We start from the raw sequence: 19741 nt of genomic DNA on the forward strand, positions 1-19741 counted from the left end.
ATGCGCCTATACAAAAGCGATATTGCCTCGCGCCTGATGCTGGGCACGGCCCTCTATCCATCCCCCGCAATACTGGCCGAGGCATTCACGCGTTCGGGCGCGGGCATAGCAACCGTGTCGGTGCGCCGCGAGGCGGGCGGCCAGCAGGCCGGGGCCGCCTTCTGGGATCTGGTGCGCGGCCTTGGGGTAAGGGTGCTGCCCAACACGGCGGGCTGCCATTCGGTGCGCGAGGCGGTGACGACGGCCCATATGGCGCGCGAGCTGTTCGAGACGCCCTGGATCAAGCTTGAGGTCATAGGCCATGCCGACACGCTCCAGCCGGATCCCTTCGGGCTGGTCGAGGCGGCGCGCATCCTTGTCGAGGACGGCTTTGAGGTCTTTCCCTACACGACCGAGGATGTGGTGCTGGCGGATCGTCTGCTCGAGGCGGGCTGCGAGGTCTTGATGCCATGGGGTGCGCCGATCGGCACCGGGCTGGGCCTGACCAACCTTTATGGCCTGCGCACGCTCAGGCGGCAGTTTCCGGACGTGCCGATGGTGGTCGACGCCGGGCTGGGCCTGCCCAGTCATGCGGCGATGGCGATGGAAATGGGTTATGACGCGGTGCTTTTGAACACTGCGGTTGCCAAGGCGGGCGATCCGGCGGCAATGGCCCAAGGCTTTGCCCGCGCGGTCGAGGCGGGCAGGCTGGCCTTCGAGGCCGACCCGATGGAGCCGCGCGACATGGCCGAGCCATCGACCCCGGTGATCGGAAGGGCGTTTCTGGAATGAAACTTGATCGCTTCTATCCGATTTTCGACAACACCGACTGGCTGGAGCGTGTTCTGCCTCTTGGCGTCAAGCTGGTGCAGCTGCGGATCAAGGACGCAGGCGAGGCCGATGTGCAGCGCGACGTGGCGCGCGCGCAGGCCCTATGCAACGCGCATGGCGCGGTTCTGGTGGTCAACGATCACTGGCGCATCGCCATCGATGCGGGCTGTGACTGGGTGCATCTGGGGCAGGAGGATCTGGATGCCGCCGATCTGCCTGCCATTCGCCGCGCGGGTGTGCGCTTGGGCATCAGCACCCATGACAACGCCGAGCTGGACCGGGCGCTGTCGCTGGGGCCGGATTACATCGCGCTGGGCCCAGTCTATCCGACCATCCTCAAAAAGATGAAGTGGGATAGCCAAGGGCTTGGTCGCGTGGCCGAGTGGAAGCAGCTGGTGGGCGATCTGCCTCTGGTCGCCATCGGCGGAATGACCACCCAGCGCGCGGCGGGCGCCTTTGCGGCAGGTGCCGATATAGTCGCGGCGGTCACCGATATCACGTTAAGCAGTGATCCCGATGCCCGCGTGCGCCAATGGATCGAGGCGACGCGATGACACGTTACGCCCGCCAGATCGCCGTGCCGTCCCTTGGCGCTGATGGTCATGCCCGTCTACGCAAGGCGGCGGTGCTGGTCGTGGGGGCGGGCGGGCTTGCCGCGCCGGTGCTGCAATATCTGGGCGGGGCCGGGGTCGGGCGCATCACACTGGTCGATCCTGACCGCGTGGATGCATCGAACCTGCACCGCCAGACGCTATTTCGCGGCGCGGACATCGGCGCGCCCAAGGTCGAGGTTGCCGCCGCATTCGTCACCGCCCTCAACCCCGACTGCCGGGTGACGTCTGTCATCGCCGCGCTGGATCCGGCAAATGCAGGCGCGCTCTGCGAGGGTGTCGATCTGGTGCTCGATTGCGCAGACGCCTTTGCCGCCAGCTATATTCTGTCTGATGTGTGCCATGATGCGGGATTGCCGCTGGTCAGCGCCTCGGTCGTCGGGGTCGAGGGGTATGCAGGCGCGTTTTGCGGTGGCGGGCCCAGCCTACGGGCCGTTTTTCCTGACCTGCCCGAGCGTCTGGGGTCCTGCGCCGAGGACGGTGTGCTGGGCCCCGCAGTGGGCGTGATCGGCGCCCTTCAGGCACAGATGGCGATGGCCCTGGTTGGCGGCGGCGCGCCGTCGCCCCTTGGACAGATCGTCACCTTCGATGGGCATGATTTCCGCTTTGGCGGGTTTCGCTTTGAAAGCGCCGCCGAGCCTGTGCATTGTCCCCGCTTTCTGGCCTCATCCAGCATCCGCGCCACCGATTTCCTCGTCGACTTGAGGCGCGAGGATGAGGCGCCTTTGGTGCATCCAGATGCACATCGCCTGCCTGTCGCCGCCTTCGGGCCTGGCGGCCCTGCGCCCGGACCTGGCCAGCGCGCGGTTCTATGCTGCCGGTCGGGCCTCAGGTCATGGCAGGCGGCCGAGCGGCTGGGCGCGGTTTGGGACGGGGAGATATGCCTTGTCGCCTTGGGTGATCCGGGCCTCGGCCCGCACTGAGCGCGTCGGGCCTTGTGGGCCCCGCATGCCGTCTGAGCCTCTGGCAGATCGACTGGCGACCCGTCCTTCGCCGCGCAAGATGGCGGGCCGGGGATCGAGGTGCGCTTCTGTTCCAAGTCACGCGACAAATTGGCAGATTTACTCACTGATCCGGGGAACCTTTTCGCAGCTTGGGGCGTCTTTTCTGGGAGTGCGTTTCGCTGAGACGTGTGCGATAGCTCCGGCGATTTGTTTGACCAAGCCTTCCGCTCGGATAGGATGGGCAGTGCGCAGGGCGCTGACCGCATGCCATGGTGGCCGTGGGCCTTCGCCCGCCACTGGCCGGGCAAGATGACTTGCAGGACGACTGGGGAGGCCTTGGTGAAAGTGCTCGTAGCCTATGTGAGACGCGCGGTCCTGTTTTCCGTTCTGTGGATCGTCTTGACGGGGGGAGAGGCGCTTGTCGCGGGGATCGGCGCCGTGCTGGCGGCAAGCTGGCTCAGTGTCCGGCTCCTTCCTGCGACGCGCCCGATCAAGATCACTGCACTCTTGCCGATGGTTCCCGGTTTCTTGTGGCATTCGTTCCTCGGAGGGCTTGATGTCGCGCGGCGGGCGCTTGATCCCCGGATGCCGCTGGATCCCGGATGGGTCGAGATCGCGGTGGATCTGCCGGACGGCGGCAAGGTCGCGCTTGGCGGTGAATTGTCGCTGATGCCCGGCACGCTGGCGGCCGGAACCGGCAAAGACAAACTGCTTGTTCATGTGCTGGACAAGGGGCAGGATCTGGAGCGCATGGTCCGCGTGGAAGAAGCGCGCTTGAAGAGGGCAACCTGATGACAATCTGGCTCACCAGTCTTGCCCTCTTGCTGCTCATAAGCCTTGGGGGTGCCCTCTGGCGGGTGTGGCGCGGCCCCGAGCCTGCCGACCGAATGATGGCCGCGCAGCTCATCGGAACGGGGGGCGTGGGCGTGGTGGTTCTGTTGGCCGCTGCCACCGACTGGGGAATGATCGACGTTGCCGTGGTGCTGGCGCTGCTCGCAGCTTTTGCGGCCGTGGCTTTTGCCAAGGCCAAGAGCGCGGACAGCGCCGGCGATCCCGAAGAAGAAGACGAGGAGGTGGGCGGTGCCTGACGTTGTCACCTACGTCATGACGGCGCTGGGCCTGGGGTTCTTTGTGGCTGGAACAGCGGGCGTGATCCGGTTTCCCGACACCTTCAGTCGCCTGCACGCATTGACCAAGGCCGACAACGTCGGCTTGGGCTGTCTGCTTCTGGGGCTTGCCTTTCAGGCTGACAGCTGGTGGGTGGTCGCGCGGCTGGGGCTGATCTGGGGGCTGGCCTTGCTGGCGGCGGGCACCACGGCGCAATTGATCGCGCGCACGGCGCTGCACCGGCGCAATTCATGATGGCACTGGTCAATACCGGTTTCGAGCTGGTTTTATGCGCGATGATCGTCACGACCGCGCTCCTGGCCGTGACCGTGCGCGACCGGTTTGGCGCAGTGGTTTTCTTTATCGTCTACGGGGTCTTTGTCGGTCTGGGCTGGCTTCGCCTTGGCGCCGTGGATGTCGCATTGGCCGAGGTCGCGCTTGGCGCTGGTCTGACCGGCCTGCTTTTGCTGGGAGCGAATGCGCGCCTGCCGGAGAGCCTGCCGGTGCCATCGCGGCTTGCGGGGCATGTAATGGCGGCAGGGGCGGGCGGCATCGCCGCGCTGGGCGCGGGCTGGGCGTTCCTGTCCATCCGGGGCGCGGCAGGCTTGCGGCAAGAGGTGGCTGCAAATCTCGAAACCACAGGGGTCGAAAACCCGGTGACGGCTGTTCTGCTGAATTTCCGTGGTTGGGACACCCTGATCGAAAGCGTCGTCCTGCTGGCCGCGTTGATCGGCATCTGGTCGACCGCGCAGGACCGCGCATGGGGCGAGCGGCCCGGTCTTCGACAGCACGTCAAATCCGGGGGCGTGTTGGACAGCTTCGCTCGCCTGCTGCCTCCTATCGGCCTCGTGGTCGGCATCTACATCTTCTGGGCCGGCTCATCGCAGCCGGGCGGTGCGTTTCAGGCGGGCACCTTGCTTGCCGCTGTGGCGGTGGTGGCGATGATGGGCGGTGCGATGCAGCCTCCGCTCATCGCGTCGCGGTGGCTGCGGTTGTCGCTTGTCGCGGGGCCTGCGATCTTTCTTGCCATTGGGCTGGCGGGTGCCGCCGCGGGTACCTTCCTTGGGCAGAGCGCCGAAATCGCAAAGACCCTGACGCTTCTTGTCGAGGCGGCTTTGACCCTGTCGATCGCGGCAACGCTGGCGCTGGCCATCATAGGCCCGCCAGAAGAACAGCCCCCAGAGGAGCCGTCGCGAGAAGAACAGCGGCGAGGGGAGCGCGTATGATCGACAGTGCCACAGTCTATGGCCTTTGCGGCGCTGCGGTCATCGGGGTCGGGATCTACGGCTTTGTTCTGCACGCCAATATCTTGCGGCGCCTTATCGCTTTCAACGTCACGGGATCGGGCGTGTTTCTCATGCTTGCGTCTGCTGGGGGGCGCGTCTCGGGCGCGGCGGTGGACCCGGTGGCGCAAGCGCTGATCATTACCGGCATCGTCGTGGCCCTGTCGGCCACGGCGCTGGGCCTTGCGCTGCTGGTGGCCTACGCGCGCGCCAGCGGCAGCCCCCGCCTGCCCGAAGACGAAGGCGACGAGGCGGGATGACGATGCTGATCGCCCTCATTGTCGGGCTGCCGATCGCGGCTGCGATGCTTGCGGTGATTTTCGGGCGGCATGGCGGCGCTCTGGCGGCCTGCACGCTGATCGGTGTGGGCGCCGCCATTGCCGCGCTTGTCGCCATCGTGGCGCAGGGGCGCGTCGCTGTGATCGAGGTTGGTGGGTGGTCCTCGCCACTCGGCATCACGCTGGAAGCGGACGGGCTGGCCTGCGGCCTGCTGGCAATGACGGCGCTGGTGATGGCCGGCGTGGTGAGCCAAGGATGCGCAGAGTTTCAACGTGGGCCGCATGAAGCGCGCAGAACCTGGGCATTCTGGCCGCTTGCCATGCTACTATGGGCGGCGATCAATGCGGTGTTCTTGTCGCGCGACCTCTTCAATCTGTACGTCGGGCTGGAACTCATGTCGCTCTGTGGCGTCTCGCTGGTGGCCATCGAGGCCAAGCAGGAGACGCTGGCGGCGGCCTTGCGCTACATGCTGGTCGCGCTTCTGGGCTCGCTGCTTTACCTGCTGGGCGTGGCCTTGCTCTATTCCGCGCATGGGGTGCTGGATATCGGCCTTATCGCAGCGCGCCGCAGCGCGCCATCCGACTTTCTCGCTGTGGGCCTGATGACCGCGGGCCTCGCGGCCAAGATGGCGCTCTTTCCGTTCCATTCGTGGCTGCCGCCCGCACATTCCGGCGCGCCTGCGCCCGCCTCCGCGATGCTGTCGGCGTTGGTCCCCAAGGCGGCCTTCGTGGTCCTCATGCGTTTGTGGCTGGAGGCGGTGCCGGACCTCGCCACGCCGGGCCTGCTTGCTCTGCTCGGCGGGCTGGGTGCGGCGGCCATCCTGCACGGCGGGGTCATGGCGCTGCGCCAGGATCGGCTGAAACTTCTTATCGCCTATTCGACGGTTGCGCAGATCGGTTATCTGCTCTTGGTCTTTCCGCTTGCTGGCGGCGCCTCGGCGGCGCAGCCGTGGGCAACCGGCGCCTGGACCGGGGCGGTCTTTCACGCGCTGAGTCACGGGCTGGCCAAGGCGGCAATGTTTCTGTGCGCCGGCCTCTGGATGGCCGCGCTGGGCCACGACCGGCTGGAGGGCCTGCGCGGGCAGGCGCGGGCGACGCCGATGGCCGTCTTTGCCTTCGGCCTTGCCGCAATCGCGCTGATGGGGCTGCCGCCGTCGGGTGGGTTCACCGCAAAATATCTCATGCTGACATCGGCCCTCGCGTCGGGAGAGTGGATCTGGGCGGTGGTCCTGCTTTCGGGCGGGCTTCTGACGGCGGCCTATCTCTACCGCCCGCTCGCGATGCTCTTTGCCGACTCCGCTGAGGCGCCGCCATCGGCGTCACGCGCGCAGCAGGCCGTTCCGCTGATGCTGGCGGGCGCGGCAATCATGCTTGGCATCGCATCGAGCGGGCCTTTCGAATTGCTTCAGATCGGCTCTCCCCAAGCGGCGGTGGAGGGTCTGCAATGAACGCGCTCCTGCCGATTCTGATCCTCTTGACATCGTTTGTGCCTGCGGTGCTGACCTTTTTCATCCCCGATGATCGGCACCGCTTGCGCAACGCCTTGAACCTCACGGGGGCGGTGCTCAAGCTTGGTCTTGTCACCTTCATGCTGAACGAGGTGGCGGGCGGCGCGGTCTATGAGAGCCAGTTCGAATTCGCGCCCGGCCTCTTTCTGTTGCTGCGTGTGGACGCGTTGTCGCTCTTGTTCCTGACGCTGTCTGCGGCGCTGTGGTTCCTGACCACGATCTACGCCATCGCGTATTTCGGCAAAAAGCCGGAGCTTTCACGGTTTTTCGGCTTTTTCAGCCTTTGCGTCGCGGCGACGACGGGCATCGCCCTTTCCGGCACGCTGATTTCGTTTTTCATCTTTTTCGAACTGCTGACGCTCTCGACCTGGCCGCTCGTCGTTCACAAGCGCGACGAAAAATCGCTGGCGGCGGGGCGCGCCTATCTTGCTTATGCGATGCCGGCGAGCGCGGTTCTGCTTGTCGCCATCGTCTGGCTGGAAAGCGCCGTGGGGCCGGTGGAATTCACCGATACAGTCGATTTTTCGACGCTGGACGACACCAGCCAGCGGATCCTCTTTGCGCTTTTCATCGTCGGGCTTGGCGCCAAGACGGCGCTGATCCCGTTGCACGGCTGGCTGCCTCTGGCGATGGCGGCGCCCGCACCGGTCAGCGCGCTTTTGCACGCCGTCGCCGTGGTCAAGGCGGGCGCGTTCGGCATCATGCGTGTGATCTTCGACGTCTTCGGCCTCGACCGGGTGCACAGCCTTGGCGTGGCCACGCCGCTCGCCGTTCTGGCGGCGGCGACGATCCTCTGGGGCTCGATCCGGGCGCTGGGGCAGGAGAACATCAAGAAGCGTCTGGCCTATTCCACCGTCAGCCAGGTCTCGTATATCATCATGGGCATCGCGCTGGGCGGGCCTTATGCGGTGATCGGCGGGCTGGCCCATCTGGTGCATCAGGGCCTGATGAAGATCACGCTCTTTTTCTGCGCCGGCGCCTTCGACGAAAGGGCGGGCGTCACCCGCGTTGACCAGCTTGACGGGCTGGGCGGCCGGATGCCCTGGACCGCGACCTGCTTTACCTTGGGCGCGCTGGGCATGATCGGCCTGCCGCCGACAGCGGGCTTTGTCACCAAGATCTACCTCGGCGTCGGCGCCTTGCAATCGGGCGCCCCTTGGGCCGTCGGGGTGCTGATCGCCTCGACGTTGCTGAACGCGGGCTACTTTCTGCCGCTGGTCTATCGTCTCTGGTTCCGACCGGCGCCGGAGTCGGCGGGGCGGATCGCGCCATCGCCCATGCTGACAGCTCCGGCAATCGTCGCGGCGCTGAGTTTTCTCACCGTGGGCGTGATGGCAGGCTCGGAGTTCAGCCCGCTGGGCTGGGCCACCCTGATTGCCGAGCGGGGATATCTGCAATGATGTGGAGCATCGGCGCACCACTGCCTCTTCTGGCGCTTGTCCTGCCGATGGTGCTGGGCTGCATCGCGGCCCTGCCGCCCATGCGGCGGCATGCGATCCGGCTGCTGCCCCTTGCGCCTTTGCCGGCGCTCTGGCTGGGGCTGATCGGGGCGCAGGGCGACACTTCGGTGCCCTTCCTGCTGCTTGGGGTCGAGTTGCGGGTGACGCCGATCACTGCGATTTTTACCGCGATGACGGCTGCGCTGTGGCTCGCCGCAGGGCTCTATGCGCAAAGCTATATGGACAAGACGCAGCGACCTGCGGTTTTCACCGGGTTCTGGTGCCTTACACTCGCGGGCAATCTGGGCGTATTCCTCGCGGCGGATGTCGTGACCTTCTATGTCGCCTTCGCGACCGTGTCGCTGGCCTCCTACGTCCTGATCGTCCACGACGCCACGCGCGAGGCGCTGCGGGCGGGGCGCGTCTATATCGCGCTGGTCATCATCGGCGAGGTGTGCCTGCTGGCAGCCTTCGTTCTCGGGATGGAGGCCGCCGATAGCCTCGATATCGGCGATATCCGCATGGCGCTGGGGGATATTCCGCTGGGCGGGCTGGCGGCGGCGCTGCTGATCGTGGGCTTTGGCATCAAGGCGGGTCTCATGCCGCTGCATTTCTGGCTGCCGCTGGCGCATCCTGCGGCGCCCACCCCGGCCTCTGCCGTGCTGTCGGGCGCGATCGTCAAGGCGGGGATCATCGGCCTGATGCTGTTCCTGCCCGCCAAGATGGACTTTGCCGACTGGCTCATGTGGCTGGGCTTTGCAGGCGCGTTCGGAGCTGCGCTGCTCGGTCTTCTCCGAAGCGATCCCAAGGCGATCCTCGCCTATTCCACGATCAGCCAGATGAGCCTCGTGATCGCCCTCATCGCCGCTGCCATATCCGCCTCGGACGGGCCGGACTTTGACCGGGTCACGCTCTATGCGCTCCACCATGGGCTGGCAAAGGGCGCGCTTTTCCTCTCGGTCGGTCTTGTCGCCGCCTGCGCGGGCGGGTGGCGCCGCGCGATGGTGCTTCTCGTCGCGCTGGTGGCGCTGTCCGTGTCGGGTGCGCCCCTGACAGGCGGCAATCTGACCAAGCTGGCAGCAAAGTCCGGGCTGGAGGGCATGGCCGAGACGGCCCTGACGCTGACCGCGATCACCACGACGCTGGTTCTGGCGTGGTTCCTGTGGCAACTGGGCAATGCGAAGTCGGGCAAGGGCCGGCCCAACATGTTTCTCGAGCTTCCGACGCTGGCACTTGGCCTCGGGGCGCTGGCCGCACCCTGGCTTCTTGGACCCGACTGGTCAGGGCTCGAGCCCGGCTATCCGCTCAAACCCGGATCCATATGGTCGTCGAGTTGGCCGATCATCGCGGGTGTGGTCGCCGCCGTGATCTGGGCGCGCTACGGTGCGCCGATCAGGGCCGGAGCCAGTCAATTTACCGCATGGCTCGTGCGCTTGGCAGTGCGCCCGCGCGCTTACCTGCCGCACTTTGCCACATCGACCACGCGAAGGCTGGACGCGGGCCGGAATGCAGCAGAAGACGGCTTGCGCTCTGCATTGGGCACCGTCGCCGAGGCGGCGGGCACCGCCGAGAATTACCTCAAAAGGCAACGCTATCTGGCGCTTCTGCTCATTCTTCTGGCGGTGGTGATCGCGGTGCAGGAGTGGCTTTGGCGATGAGCCGAAGGCGCTGTGGCTGCGAGCCGGCATCCCGGTTCCCGAAGGCGCGATAAAGTCAGCGCCCCCACAAAACGGGGGCAAAGTCTGCAGCCGTCAACACATATCGAGGCAGATCGCCGGATTGGCTCGGTTTTGTCGATACACGTCTCGGATGAGCGGTTTCACCTGCTGCAACGTCATGCAACGCGGCGGCCCAAAATTCGCAAACTTCACTATTGCCCCGCGCGCCCGGTGATCCTTTCCTGTCCTGATTGCCGGGGGGTTGCGTTCACGGAATGGCTTGCCGCACGGGTTGCGGTCTGGGTCATGGCGCTGTTCAACAGGCACGAACTGGCACAGATCTCGATCTCGATTTCGCTGCCGTAACTGGCCTGTATCGTGGCCGAGCAGAGCATCGGTGCATCGGGTGTCATCGCCGTGGTCGCCGCCGGGCTGACGTCTTTTTGCACAACAGATTTCGTGCATCGCGATTGGGATTTATTCTCCCACGCCAAAGCGCGACCTGCCCGTGACACGCACATCAGGGCCGGATGTCAGGTGTCTATCCCTCCAGATGAGGCAGGCTAAGCGCAGCGCTCTGCGCGTCCATGATGTCGAGTACGCGCGGCGGGGTCAGCGGCAGCTCGTTCACTTGCTTGCCCGTGGCATTGGCTACGGCGCAGGCGATTGTCGCGCCGACATTGAGGATTGGCACCTCGCCCGCCCCCTTGGTGCCAAGGGGGCCGATGGATGGCGCGCCTTCGAACATGTCGAGCGTGATTGGAAGCGAGTCGCCCGAAAGCGGGATCTTGTAGGTTTCGAACCCGTTCTGGTCGATCCGCCCTTCGGGGCCGATCGTGACCTCTTCATGCAGCGCATAGCCCAGACCCTGCACGACGCCGCCCTGCACCTGGCTGATAATGGCACGCGGATTGATTGCGCGCCCGACGTCCTGCACCACGCGGTAGTCCAGCACATGCACATGGCCGGTGGCCCGGTCGACCGCCACGTCGCAGCTGTGAACAGCAAAGACGGGAATGTCGATTGCATCAATGAAGTGCCCGGCGGCGCAGCCGGGCATCGCGGGGGTGCCCAGCGCGGTAAACGCGCCGCTGCCCGATACCGGGCCGTGGCGCGGCTCGGCCTCGGCGATGACGGTCTGGATGGTCGTGCCCGTGCCGGGGCGGCCGGCAATCTCGATGCGCCCATTCGCCAGCACCAGCTTGGCCGCAGGCGTTTGCAGCATTTCGCTGGCGACATCCAGCAGCTTGCTGCGCACCTCGGCGCAGGCGGCGGCGCTGGCCGCACCGATCGAGACGGTCGTGCGCCCGCCGCCAACGCCCAGATCGCGGCCCGACGCATCGGTATCGGCCGCCTTGACGATCACCTGGTCGGGATGAATGCCCAGCTCGGCCGCTGCCATCTGGGGCAGGGATTGCATCATGGTGCCGGACCCGATTTCGACCCCCGCCGTGACGAGCGTCGCACTGCCATCGGCGTTGAGATTGACCGTCGCCGCAGATGGACCGACAAAGATGAACCACGTGCCCACGGTCGTTGCGCGGCCATAGGCAAAGCGCTCTGGCTCGGCCTGATCGAGTGGCAATTCGGTGTTCTTTGCCTCCATGCGCTCCAGCATGGGGCGCAAAACGTCACCCTCGAATATCTGGCCCGTCGCCCCCAGCGCGCCGTCGCCGACGACATGGCGCTTGCGGAATTCCAGTGGGTCCATGCCGATGGCGGCGCAGATCTCGTCCGTGTGCCGCTCCAGCGCGAAGGTGTTATAGACGCCGTTGCAGGCGCGAAAGGCGCCGTTGGGCGGCGTGTTCGTATAGACAGCCTTGGTCATCAAGCGGGCCGTGCCCAGCCGATAGTTGCCGCCCAGCGTGTGCGCCGTCATGGTGGTCAGGAACACCTGTTCGCCGCCGTAGGCACCGCAATCCATCAGGACGGTGCCCTCGCGCGCGACGATCTCGCCGTCCTTGGTGACGGCCGAGCGCAGGTGGATTTCCGCATTTTCGCGGCAAAGGCACGTCAGCATCTCTTCCTCGCGGCTGAGTATGAGGCTGACGACCTGGCCGGATTTCTGGGCAAGAATTGCGGCGTAGGGCTCGACCGAGCAGTCGAACTTCAGGCCAAAGCCGCCGCCGACGGGCGGCACGGTCACCCGGACCTGCGAGGGAGGGATGCCCAGTGCAGTGGCCGTGACGGCGCGCACGGTCCATGGTGCCTGCGTGGATGTGACGATGTGGTGCCGCCCGTCCTCATAGCTGGCGATCACCGCGCGTGGCTCGAACGAGACGTGGTTCTGCCTGCCAACGCGGTAGCACCCCTCGACGATGGTCACGTCGTCGCGGGCAAATTCTGCCGCGGTATCGCCGCGCGTCACGCCTGCCTCCCAGGCGACGTTGCCGCCGCGGTTGGCGCCGGGCACCAGCACCTCGTAGTCCTGCCACTCCGCATGGATGTCGCGCGCGCCGGGGGCCAATGCATCGGCCATCGTCAGCAAGGCGGCAATGGGCGCGATCTCGACCTCGATCACCTTTGCAGCCGCCTGCGCCTGGGCGAGCGTATCTGCAGCGATTGCCGCCAAAGGCTCACCATGATAGCGGACCACGTCGCGCGCAAAGATCGGATGATCAGCAATGCCCAGACCGTGAAGGCCCGGCGCATCCGCCGCCGTCGCGATCGCGCGCACGCCCGGCATGGCGCGGGCGGCGGCTGTGTCCAGCCGCTCGATCCGGCCGGCCGCCACGTCCGACCGGACGAGGACCGCGTGCAGCACCTCCTGGCCGGCCATGTCGACAGTGTATTTCGTGCGGCCACGCAACTTGTCGGTCGCATCCCGGCGGGGGTAATCCATGACGGCCTTGTGCATCTCTTCGGTCATTGCGCGCCCTCCGTGTTCTGCAACGACATGACGGCGTCGATGATCCTTTCATAGCCGGTGCAGCGGCAAACATTGCCCACCAGGGCGGTCTTGACCTCGGCCCTCTTGGGGGCCGGGTTTTCGCGTAGAAATGCTGTCAGGCTCATGACCATCCCCGGAAAGCACATGCCGCATTGCACCACGTCATGCTCGGTAAAGGCGGCCTGAAGGGCGCTGGGCGTGTCTTGCGGCGCAAGGCCCTCGATGGTGAGGATCTCGGCCCCGTTCAAGAGGCCGACAGGGCGCAGGCAGGCGGGCACGGCCTCGCCATTCACATGAACGGTGCAAGCGCCGCAGAACCCCTCGCCGCACACGTCCTTGGCGCCTGTCAGACGATAGCTGGCGCGCAGAGCGGTCAGCAAGCTGTCCTGCGGGTCGCCATGATAGACGCGCTCTTCGCCATTTATTGTCATGCGGATGGTCATGCGTTTCCCCTTTGCTGCTGTGCCAGTTCCGCCATCGCGCGGCCCACCAGATGGGGCAGCACGCGCAACCGATAGGCGCCTTTGGCATCCACGGCGTCGCGGGCCGCGATCTCGTCCAGATGCGCCTTGGCAAGCTCCTCAGCGCGCAGAGGATCCGGCGGGGCATTGGTGATTTCGCGGATCAGAGCCTGCTCGAGCGCGGTCCACCGGCGCGGCGCGGCCTCGACCGCGCCGATGGCAATCCGTGCAGATTGCCCGTCATCGGGCATCCAGACGCTGACGATGCCCACGGGATAATCACCCGCCGCGCGCATTGTCAGGCGCGCGTGCGCGCCGGTGCCCTGCGCGCGGCGGATGATGACGCGTGTCAGCAGAGCGCGCGGCGTGTCCTTGCGCATGGCGACGAACTCGGCCAGAGGCAAGCGCTGCGTCTGGCCGCCTCGGATCAGTTCGACCTCTGCATCCAGGGCCATCAGTGCAGGCACGAGATCGGCAGCCGCGAAGCCATCCGCGCAGATGTTTCCGCCAAGCGTGGCAAGCCTCCGCACGCCCGGATTGGCCGATAAGCCCGCAGCCATGGCCAGGCCGCGCATCTGCGCCTCGCCCGTCAATGCGGTCGCGATCTGCGCGTGCGTGGCCATTGCCCCGATGGATATGTCCTCGTCGCTCAGCGCGATCTGCCCAAGAGCGTCTATACGGGAGAGTGCAAGGTAACGCCCGGGCCGGGCCTCGCGGCGCAGGTCGGCGCGCATCTCCCAGGTTGCCCCAGCCATGGGCACAAGTTCGGGATCAGCAGCCAACAGGCCGGCCGCGTCTTCAACGGTGTCTGCAAATCGGATTTCGCCTGAGTGCGGCATGATCATTCTGCCTTTCGTCATGGTCGGCTCGCCCCAAGGACGCGCGCCGTAATGATCAGGCTAGTGAACGGACCCAAGTGTGAAAAGCTGTAAAATGAGATGTTCGGATATCGGATTTTCCGATACTGAACTGGATTGGGCATCGGCGGTGCGGCTTGCCTTCCGCCCCGATAGGGAAGGGCGCGCCGTCGCGCCATCGCGTTTGCCCCCGATTGTCTCACGCCGCGGCGTGGCTGGCCTTGTCAACGCAAGGGTTCTTCATACATCAACAATGCAAGGGTTCTTCATACATCAACAATGTGGAGATGGTGCTGTGAGAGAGGATTGAACTCTCGACCTCACCCTTACCAAGGGTGTGCTCTGCCACTGAGCTACCACAGCAATCGGGCGCTGATTAGACGCTAATCGCGGGCCTTGCAACCCTAATCTGGACCCGCCGGGGCACCTCATGTAAAGACAGCGCATGAGCAGCAAGGATACCCCCAAAAAGCAGCGCAGCGAGGCCGAAATTCGTGAGGCTCGGCTGAAACAGGCGCTGAAGGCCAATCTGGCGCGGCGTAAGGCGCAATCGCGTGGGCGCAGGGCCGATGATATGCCAGATGGTGCAGGCGCGGCGCAGAATGATGATAGCATGTCCGGCAAGGACAGCGAGCAGGAAGGCTAGAGGCGAATGGACAGCATTATTGTGACGGGCAATGGCGCCCTGAGTGGCACGATCCCCATCGCAGGGGCCAAGAATGCGTGCCTGACGCTGATGCCCGCGACGCTGCTCAGCGATGAGCCGCTGACGCTGACCAATGCGCCGCGCTTGAGCGATATTCGCACGATGTCGCAGCTTTTGGGCTCGCTCGGGGCTGAGGTTTCGACGCTTCAGGGCGGCCAGGTGATCGCCATGTCGTCCCATGCGCTGACCAGTCAGCGGGCCGAATATGACATCGTGCGCAAGATGCGCGCGTCGATTCTGGTGCTGGGGCCCCTGTTGGCACGTTTTGGGCATGCCGAGGTGTCGTTGCCGGGGGGCTGTGCGATCGGGGCGCGGCCCGTCGATCTGCACCTGCGCGCGCTCGAGGCGATGGGTGCTCAGCTGGACCTGAGGGAGGGGTATGTGCATGCCACCGCGCCCGGCGGTCTGAAGGGCGGCATTTATGAATTTCCCCTCGTGTCGGTCGGCGCGACGGAAAACGCGCTGATGGCCGCGACGCTGGCCAAGGGCACCACGGTGCTCAAAAACGCCGCGCGCGAGCCCGAGATCGTCGACCTTGCCACCTGCCTGCGCCGGATGGGCGCGCAGATCGAGGGTGAGGGCACGAGCACCATCACCATCGAGGGTGTCGAGCGTTTGCACGGGGCGACGCATCCTGTCGTGACCGACCGGATCGAACTCGGCACATACATGCTGGCCCCCGCCATCTGCGGCGGCGAGGTGACATGCCTTGGCGGGCGGATCGACCTGCTGGCCGCCTTCTGCGAAAAACTGGATGCGGCGGGTCTGACCGTGAGCGAGACGAAAGAGGGTCTGACCGTCGCACGCGGGCAGGGCGACATTCGCGCCGTCGATGTCGCGACCGAGCCCTTTCCCGGCTTTCCCACGGATTTGCAGGCGCAGTTCATGGCGCTGATGTGCACCGCCAACGGCACCTCGGTGCTGGAAGAGAATATTTTCGAAAATCGCTTCATGCATGCGCCCGAATTGATCCGCATGGGCGCGGATATCGAGGTGCTTGGGGGCAAGGCAACGGTCAAAGGCGTTGGCCGGCTCAAGGGCGCGCCTGTCATGGCGACCGATCTGCGCGCGTCGGTGTCACTGATCCTGGCCGGGCTGGCGGCGGAGGGCGAGACGATCGTCAACCGCGTCTATCACCTCGATCGCGGATATGAGCATGTCGAGGACAAACTGAGCGCCGTTGGCGCCCGTATCGAAAGGGTGACAGGACAATGAGCGAGGGCAAGGACGCCAAATTCGAGGACGCGCGCGAGGCGGCGCTGAACCTTGGCGCGCTGGATCTGGACGACCTTCAGGTCATCTCGGGGCTGGCACAGGATGCGATATTCCCCATCACCGAGATGAAGTGGCAAAAGGGCGCGCGCCGCTTTGCCCTGCTGCTCAATCGTTTTCGCTGGGAGGATGCGGGGGCCACGCGCCGCGTGCCCGAGCGGGTCCAGTCACTGCTGGTGGTCAACGGCGTTCTGGGCGTGGCAAGCCAGGGCATCGACCGCGAGGATCCCGATGTGATCCTGTCGTTGCTCACGGTGACCTTCGAGCCGGGAGAGGATGCGGCGGGCCATGTCCTCTTGACGCTGGCCGGGGACGGCGCGATCCGGCTGGAGGTCGAGGCACTGGATGTGACCTTGAAGGATGTGACGCGGCCCTATGTTGCCCCTTCGGGCAAGGCGCCGCACCACCCGGACTAAGCCCCGCCCTTCCGTCCCGATTGCCGCCGAGTAGGACCAGACATGCCCCGTTTCATCGACCACGACAGCCCCGATTTCGAGACGGATTTTGCCGCGCTTCTCAATGCCAAGCGCGAGGACAGCCCGGATGTGGACGATACCGTCGCCGCCATCATCAGCGATGTGCGCGCGCGGGGCGATGCGGCGGTGATCGAGTTGACCGAGCGCTTTGATCGCATCGCGCTGACGCCCCAGACCATGCGCCTGAGCGCCGATGAGGTGGCGGATGCGGCTGGGCAGGTGACACATGACGTACGCCGCGCGCTCGAAATCGCGGCTGACCGCATTCGCGCCTACCACCAGCGCCAGATGCCCCAGGACGACAGCTGGACCGATGCGGCGGGGGCGACGCTGGGCTGGCGGTGGACACCTGTGGATGCCGCTGGCCTATATGTGCCGGGCGGCATTGCGACCTATCCCAGCTCGGTCCTGATGAATGCGATTCCGGCCAAGGTTGCCGGGGTCGGGCGCCTCGCCATGGTCGTGCCGACGCCTGATGGCGCGCTTAATCCCGCCGTTCTGGCCGCTGCGCAGATTGCCGGTGTCGATGAGATCTACCGCATTGGCGGCGCGCAGGCCATTGCCGCGCTGGCCTACGGAACCCGGACGGTTGCCCCCGTCGACAAGATTACCGGCCCCGGCAATGCCTATGTCGCCGCCGCCAAACGGCGCGTTTTCGGCAAGGTCGGGATCGACATGATTGCCGGGCCGTCCGAAATTCTGGTCATCGCCGATGCCGAGAACGAGCCGGACTGGATCGCGCTCGACATGCTCAGCCAGGCCGAGCATGACGAAAGCGCGCAATCCATCCTCATCACGACCGACGCAGAATTTGGCCGCAAGGTGGCACAGGCCATCGACGCGCGCCTCCAGACGCTGGAGCGGCGCGCGATCGCGGGGGCAAGCTGGCGTGACTTTGGCGCCATCATTACCGTGCCGGATCTGGATGTCGCGGCGCAGCTCTCGAACCGGATCGCGCCCGAACACCTTGAGCTTTGCGTTGCGGATGTCGATGCGCTCAGCGCGCGGATCACCCATGCGGGCGCCATTTTCCTTGGGCAGTGGACGCCCGAGGCCATCGGCGATTACGTGGGCGGACCGAACCATGTGCTGCCCACCGCGCGCTCGGCGCGGTTCTCGTCGGGGCTGGGTGTACTCGATTTTCTCAAGCGCACCACGCTGGCGCGCATGACACCCGGCGCCCTGCGCGCGGTTGGCCCCGCCGCAGAAACGCTGGCGCATTCCGAAAGCCTCGAGGCGCACGGCCTGTCGGTGCGCGCGCGCCTCGACAAGCTGAACGAATAGCGCCGCGCGCCGCCCAGCCCTGCTATTGCCCCGCAGCCGCCCGCGCGCTACTGCTGTCGCACTTTACCTGCGCGAAAGACCGCCCATGAGCCGCATCAGCCACATCGACCTCGACGACGCCAACCTGCCTGCCCCCACGCCAGAGATCGAACAAGAGCGCAAGGTCGCCATGTTCGACCTGATGGAGGAGAACAGCTTTGCGCTTCCGGCCCGCGACGGCCGTGATGTGCCCAAGGGGCCGTATCGCGTCGGCCTGTCGATCCGCGAGAAGCGTCTGGTTTTTTCCGTCCGCTCCGAAGACGAGGCGCCGGCGGCCGAATTCCACCTTTCGCTCAGCCCGTTTCGGCAGGTGGTCAAGGACTACTACGCCATCTGCGAGAGCTACTTCGATGCCGTGAAGAACATGCCCCCCAGCCAGATCGAGACCATCGACATGGCGCGGCGCGGCATCCACAACGAGGGTGCGCGCATCCTTGAAGAGCGGCTGGAGGGCAAGGCCGATATCGACAGTGACACGGCACGGCGTCTCTTCACGCTGATTTGCGTGCTGCATTTCGGCAGCTAGCAGATGGAGGCGGACCTACCCCAATCGGTGCTCTTTTGCTGCGATTACAATGCCGTCCGCTCGCCCATGGCCGAGGGCATCATGAAGAAGCTCTATGGCACCGGCACTTACGTACAGTCAGCGGGCGTCAAGAGCGATCAGGACATCGACGGCTTTTCCATCGCCGTTTGCGAAGAGATCGGTGTCGAGTTGTCGCGCCACCGCGCGCGCAGTTTCGACGAGATGGCCGAATGGGGTGACGATCTGGGGTCGTTCGATCTGATCATCGCGCTCAGCCCGGCCAGCCAGCGCCGGGCGCTGGATTTGACGCGGCTCTATCACCTCGACGTGCTGTACTGGCCCATCATGGACCCCACCGGTCTGGGCGAGACGCGCGAGGCCAAATTGGCCGCTTACCGCCAATCGCGCGACCAGATTCTGGCGCATATGACCGAACGCTGGGGCGATCCCCGCAACAACGAGGCATGAGAGACCGATTATGATCGACACAATCCGCAGCTATTTCGACGCGTTCAACATTGGCGACACCGAGGGCATGCTGGCCTGCCTGTCCGATGATGTGACCCATCACGTCAACGAGGGCGGTGTGCGCCGGGGCAAGGACATGTTCCGCGACTTTTGCGAGCATATGGAGGAATGCTACCGCGAAGAGCTGACCGACATGACGCTTTTCATCACCGAGGACGGCACGCGCGCTGCCGCCGAATACATCGTCAACGGCACCTACCTGAAAACCGACGATGGCCTGCCCGAGGCCGAGGGCCAGACCTACACGCTGCCTGCCGGCTCGTTCTTTACGCTTGAGGGAGGGCTGATCACGCGCCTCACGACCTATTACAATCTGGCCGACTGGCGCAATCAGGTCTCGTGATGACCGGCGGTGCGCCATCGGGGATCGATGTCAGGCCGCTGACGGGCGCCGCACTGGATGCGGCGCTGGACGGTGTGGCGGCGCTGAGGATCGAGGTCTTTCGCGCATATCCCTACCTTTATGATGGTGATGCCGCGTATGAGCGCAGCTATTTGCAGACCTACCGCGACAGTCCGGGCGCCATTCTGGTTGGCGCCTATGATGGCGCGCGCCTGATCGGCGCCGCGACCGGCACACCAATGCTGGATCACGCGGACGATTTCGCGGCGGCACTGGCAGGTCAGGGCGCGGCTCTGGACCCCGCCAAGACCTTCTATTGTGCCGAATCCGTGCTTTTGCCCGACTATCGTGGGCGCGGAATCGGGCATGTGTTCTTCGATGCGCGCGAAGAGCATGCGCGCGTCCTTGGCTATGAGGCTTCTGCCTTTTGCAGCGTCCTGCGGCCCGAGGGTCATCCCATGCGCCCAGAGGGTTACCGCCCGCTCGATGCCTTTTGGCGCGCGCGCGGATATGCCCCGCTGCCCGGCGCCATCGCCCGCTTTGCGTGGAAGGATATCGCAGAGGCGGGCGAGACGGACCACGAGTTGCAACTCTGGATGCGCCGTCTCTAAGGGCGCCCGTGAGGCCGCAACCGATGCCAAAATGCCCCGATCCGGTCAAAACTGGCGCATGGACACCGAAATTGCGCTATGCGGTCTGGTCTGCGCCATATTTGATCGGC

The 19741-nt window shown here is 65.4% G+C and carries 22 protein-coding genes, 1 tRNA gene and 1 pseudogene; 20 read left to right on the plus strand and 4 right to left on the minus strand.

The genetic code is table 11. The features are described from left to right. From V8352_RS09780 to V8352_RS09835, 12 genes and pseudogenes are all read left to right on the plus strand, one after another. A complete protein-coding gene (locus tag V8352_RS09780) occupies positions 1 to 771 on the plus strand; it encodes a thiazole synthase (protein WP_336424102.1) in 771 nt (256 codons plus the stop codon). Further along, positions 768 to 1364, plus strand: coding sequence for a thiamine phosphate synthase (locus tag V8352_RS09785; protein WP_336424103.1), 597 nt, complete (start codon positions 768 to 770; stop codon positions 1362 to 1364). Before V8352_RS09780 ends, V8352_RS09785 begins: the two co-directional genes overlap by 4 nt. Beyond that, positions 1361 to 2344 (plus strand): HesA/MoeB/ThiF family protein, encoded by a 984-nt coding sequence (locus V8352_RS09790; protein ID WP_336424104.1) that lies wholly within the window; start codon positions 1361 to 1363, stop codon positions 2342 to 2344. The genes V8352_RS09785 and V8352_RS09790 overlap by 4 nt, the downstream gene beginning before the upstream one ends. 360 nt (positions 2345 to 2704) lie before the next feature. After that, positions 2705 to 3157 (plus strand): Na+/H+ antiporter subunit E, encoded by a 453-nt coding sequence (locus V8352_RS09795; protein ID WP_336424105.1) that lies wholly within the window; start codon positions 2705 to 2707, stop codon positions 3155 to 3157. Then, complete coding sequence (locus tag V8352_RS09800; protein ID WP_336424106.1) at positions 3157 to 3453, plus strand: monovalent cation/H+ antiporter complex subunit F; 297 nt, start codon at positions 3157 to 3159, stop codon at positions 3451 to 3453. Before V8352_RS09795 ends, V8352_RS09800 begins: the two co-directional genes overlap by 1 nt. Continuing rightward, the gene (locus V8352_RS09805; protein ID WP_336424107.1) at positions 3446 to 3727 is read left to right on the plus strand and encodes a cation:proton antiporter; all 282 of its coding nucleotides are present in this window, start codon (positions 3446 to 3448) and stop codon (positions 3725 to 3727) included. The genes V8352_RS09800 and V8352_RS09805 overlap by 8 nt, the downstream gene beginning before the upstream one ends. Beyond that, positions 3724 to 4698 carry a hydrogenase subunit MbhD domain-containing protein gene (locus V8352_RS09810; RefSeq protein WP_336424108.1) on the plus strand — a complete coding sequence of 325 codons (975 nt, stop codon included), beginning with the start codon at positions 3724 to 3726 and terminating at the stop codon, positions 4696 to 4698. The genes V8352_RS09805 and V8352_RS09810 overlap by 4 nt, the downstream gene beginning before the upstream one ends. Continuing rightward, positions 4695 to 5015 (plus strand): NADH-quinone oxidoreductase subunit K, encoded by a 321-nt coding sequence (locus tag V8352_RS09815; RefSeq protein WP_336424109.1) that lies wholly within the window; start codon positions 4695 to 4697, stop codon positions 5013 to 5015. Before V8352_RS09810 ends, V8352_RS09815 begins: the two co-directional genes overlap by 4 nt. 2 nt (positions 5016 to 5017) lie before the next feature. Further along, a complete protein-coding gene (locus V8352_RS09820; protein WP_336424110.1) occupies positions 5018 to 6481 on the plus strand; it encodes a complex I subunit 5 family protein in 1464 nt (487 codons plus the stop codon). After that, positions 6478 to 7941: a complex I subunit 5 family protein gene (locus tag V8352_RS09825; RefSeq protein ID WP_336424111.1), complete on the plus strand. Its 1464-nt coding sequence runs from the start codon at positions 6478 to 6480 to the stop codon at positions 7939 to 7941. The genes V8352_RS09820 and V8352_RS09825 overlap by 4 nt, the downstream gene beginning before the upstream one ends. Next, positions 7938 to 9638: a complex I subunit 5 family protein gene (locus V8352_RS09830; protein WP_336424112.1), complete on the plus strand. Its 1701-nt coding sequence runs from the start codon at positions 7938 to 7940 to the stop codon at positions 9636 to 9638. Before V8352_RS09825 ends, V8352_RS09830 begins: the two co-directional genes overlap by 4 nt. A 238-nt stretch (positions 9639 to 9876) precedes the next feature. After that, positions 9877 to 10076, plus strand: a pseudogene (locus tag V8352_RS09835) (hypothetical protein); the annotation flags it as partial. A gap of 103 nt (positions 10077 to 10179) precedes the next feature. Here the strand turns inward: V8352_RS09835 and V8352_RS09840 are convergent. The 4 genes from V8352_RS09840 to V8352_RS09855 form a co-directional block, all read right to left on the minus strand. Further along, a complete protein-coding gene (locus V8352_RS09840; RefSeq protein WP_336424113.1) occupies positions 10180 to 12507 on the minus strand; it encodes a xanthine dehydrogenase family protein molybdopterin-binding subunit in 2328 nt (775 codons plus the stop codon). Next, the gene (locus V8352_RS09845; RefSeq protein WP_336424114.1) at positions 12504 to 12971 is read right to left on the minus strand and encodes a (2Fe-2S)-binding protein; all 468 of its coding nucleotides are present in this window, start codon (positions 12969 to 12971) and stop codon (positions 12504 to 12506) included. The genes V8352_RS09840 and V8352_RS09845 overlap by 4 nt, the downstream gene beginning before the upstream one ends. After that, positions 12968 to 13849 carry an FAD binding domain-containing protein gene (locus V8352_RS09850; RefSeq protein WP_336424115.1) on the minus strand — a complete coding sequence of 294 codons (882 nt, stop codon included), beginning with the start codon at positions 13847 to 13849 and terminating at the stop codon, positions 12968 to 12970. The genes V8352_RS09845 and V8352_RS09850 overlap by 4 nt, the downstream gene beginning before the upstream one ends. Positions 13850 to 14134: 285 nt before the next feature. Next, a tRNA-Thr gene (locus tag V8352_RS09855) sits at positions 14135 to 14209 on the minus strand. Between the two features lie 82 nt (positions 14210 to 14291). Here V8352_RS09855 and V8352_RS09860 point away from each other — a divergent pair. From V8352_RS09860 to V8352_RS09895, 8 genes are all read left to right on the plus strand, one after another. Beyond that, the gene (locus V8352_RS09860; RefSeq protein ID WP_336424116.1) at positions 14292 to 14492 is read left to right on the plus strand and encodes a hypothetical protein; all 201 of its coding nucleotides are present in this window, start codon (positions 14292 to 14294) and stop codon (positions 14490 to 14492) included. Positions 14493 to 14498: 6 nt separating this feature from the next. Beyond that, positions 14499 to 15767: a UDP-N-acetylglucosamine 1-carboxyvinyltransferase gene (gene murA / locus V8352_RS09865; protein WP_336424117.1), complete on the plus strand. Its 1269-nt coding sequence runs from the start codon at positions 14499 to 14501 to the stop codon at positions 15765 to 15767. Next, positions 15764 to 16240: a DUF2948 family protein gene (locus V8352_RS09870; RefSeq protein WP_336424118.1), complete on the plus strand. Its 477-nt coding sequence runs from the start codon at positions 15764 to 15766 to the stop codon at positions 16238 to 16240. Before murA ends, V8352_RS09870 begins: the two co-directional genes overlap by 4 nt. 42 nt (positions 16241 to 16282) lie before the next feature. Then, positions 16283 to 17584 carry a histidinol dehydrogenase gene (gene hisD / locus V8352_RS09875; protein WP_336424119.1) on the plus strand — a complete coding sequence of 434 codons (1302 nt, stop codon included), beginning with the start codon at positions 16283 to 16285 and terminating at the stop codon, positions 17582 to 17584. Between the two features lie 85 nt (positions 17585 to 17669). Then, positions 17670 to 18149 carry a UPF0262 family protein gene (locus V8352_RS09880; protein ID WP_336424120.1) on the plus strand — a complete coding sequence of 160 codons (480 nt, stop codon included), beginning with the start codon at positions 17670 to 17672 and terminating at the stop codon, positions 18147 to 18149. Positions 18150 to 18152: 3 nt separating this feature from the next. Beyond that, positions 18153 to 18617, plus strand: coding sequence for an arsenate-mycothiol transferase ArsC (locus tag V8352_RS09885; RefSeq protein WP_336424121.1), 465 nt, complete (start codon positions 18153 to 18155; stop codon positions 18615 to 18617). Positions 18618 to 18627: 10 nt separating this feature from the next. Continuing rightward, complete coding sequence (locus V8352_RS09890; RefSeq protein ID WP_336424122.1) at positions 18628 to 19020, plus strand: ketosteroid isomerase-related protein; 393 nt, start codon at positions 18628 to 18630, stop codon at positions 19018 to 19020. Further along, positions 19020 to 19631, plus strand: coding sequence for a GNAT family N-acetyltransferase (locus tag V8352_RS09895; protein ID WP_336424123.1), 612 nt, complete (start codon positions 19020 to 19022; stop codon positions 19629 to 19631). Before V8352_RS09890 ends, V8352_RS09895 begins: the two co-directional genes overlap by 1 nt. The last annotated feature ends 110 nt before the right edge of the window (positions 19632 to 19741 follow it).

The organism is Roseovarius sp. D0-M9 (genome assembly GCF_037083805.1).
Classification (GTDB): Bacteria; Pseudomonadota; Alphaproteobacteria; order Rhodobacterales; family Rhodobacteraceae; genus Roseovarius.

What these genes read in the sequence shown, in the direction of transcription:
- V8352_RS09880 (WP_336424120.1), top strand. Translation starts at nt 17,670, where the DNA reads ATGAGCCGCATCAGCCACATCGACCTCGACGACGCCAACCTGCCTGCC.
- V8352_RS09895 (WP_336424123.1), top strand. Translation starts at nt 19,020, where the DNA reads ATGACCGGCGGTGCGCCATCGGGGATCGATGTCAGGCCGCTGACGGGC.
- hisD (WP_336424119.1), top strand. Translation starts at nt 16,283, where the DNA reads ATGCCCCGTTTCATCGACCACGACAGCCCCGATTTCGAGACGGATTTT.
- V8352_RS09845 (WP_336424114.1), bottom strand. Translation starts at nt 12,971, where the DNA reads ATGACCATCCGCATGACAATAAATGGCGAAGAGCGCGTCTATCATGGC.
- V8352_RS09800 (WP_336424106.1), top strand. Translation starts at nt 3,157, where the DNA reads ATGACAATCTGGCTCACCAGTCTTGCCCTCTTGCTGCTCATAAGCCTT.
- V8352_RS09885 (WP_336424121.1), top strand. Translation starts at nt 18,153, where the DNA reads ATGGAGGCGGACCTACCCCAATCGGTGCTCTTTTGCTGCGATTACAAT.
- V8352_RS09815 (WP_336424109.1), top strand. Translation starts at nt 4,695, where the DNA reads ATGATCGACAGTGCCACAGTCTATGGCCTTTGCGGCGCTGCGGTCATC.
- V8352_RS09780 (WP_336424102.1), top strand. Translation starts at nt 1, where the DNA reads ATGCGCCTATACAAAAGCGATATTGCCTCGCGCCTGATGCTGGGCACG.
- V8352_RS09850 (WP_336424115.1), bottom strand. Translation starts at nt 13,849, where the DNA reads ATGACGAAAGGCAGAATGATCATGCCGCACTCAGGCGAAATCCGATTT.
- V8352_RS09810 (WP_336424108.1), top strand. Translation starts at nt 3,724, where the DNA reads ATGATGGCACTGGTCAATACCGGTTTCGAGCTGGTTTTATGCGCGATG.
- V8352_RS09830 (WP_336424112.1), top strand. Translation starts at nt 7,938, where the DNA reads ATGATGTGGAGCATCGGCGCACCACTGCCTCTTCTGGCGCTTGTCCTG.
- V8352_RS09840 (WP_336424113.1), bottom strand. Translation starts at nt 12,507, where the DNA reads ATGACCGAAGAGATGCACAAGGCCGTCATGGATTACCCCCGCCGGGAT.
- V8352_RS09870 (WP_336424118.1), top strand. Translation starts at nt 15,764, where the DNA reads ATGAGCGAGGGCAAGGACGCCAAATTCGAGGACGCGCGCGAGGCGGCG.
- V8352_RS09820 (WP_336424110.1), top strand. Translation starts at nt 5,018, where the DNA reads ATGCTGATCGCCCTCATTGTCGGGCTGCCGATCGCGGCTGCGATGCTT.
- V8352_RS09790 (WP_336424104.1), top strand. Translation starts at nt 1,361, where the DNA reads ATGACACGTTACGCCCGCCAGATCGCCGTGCCGTCCCTTGGCGCTGAT.
- V8352_RS09785 (WP_336424103.1), top strand. Translation starts at nt 768, where the DNA reads ATGAAACTTGATCGCTTCTATCCGATTTTCGACAACACCGACTGGCTG.
- V8352_RS09825 (WP_336424111.1), top strand. Translation starts at nt 6,478, where the DNA reads ATGAACGCGCTCCTGCCGATTCTGATCCTCTTGACATCGTTTGTGCCT.
- V8352_RS09890 (WP_336424122.1), top strand. Translation starts at nt 18,628, where the DNA reads ATGATCGACACAATCCGCAGCTATTTCGACGCGTTCAACATTGGCGAC.
- V8352_RS09860 (WP_336424116.1), top strand. Translation starts at nt 14,292, where the DNA reads ATGAGCAGCAAGGATACCCCCAAAAAGCAGCGCAGCGAGGCCGAAATT.
- murA (WP_336424117.1), top strand. Translation starts at nt 14,499, where the DNA reads ATGGACAGCATTATTGTGACGGGCAATGGCGCCCTGAGTGGCACGATC.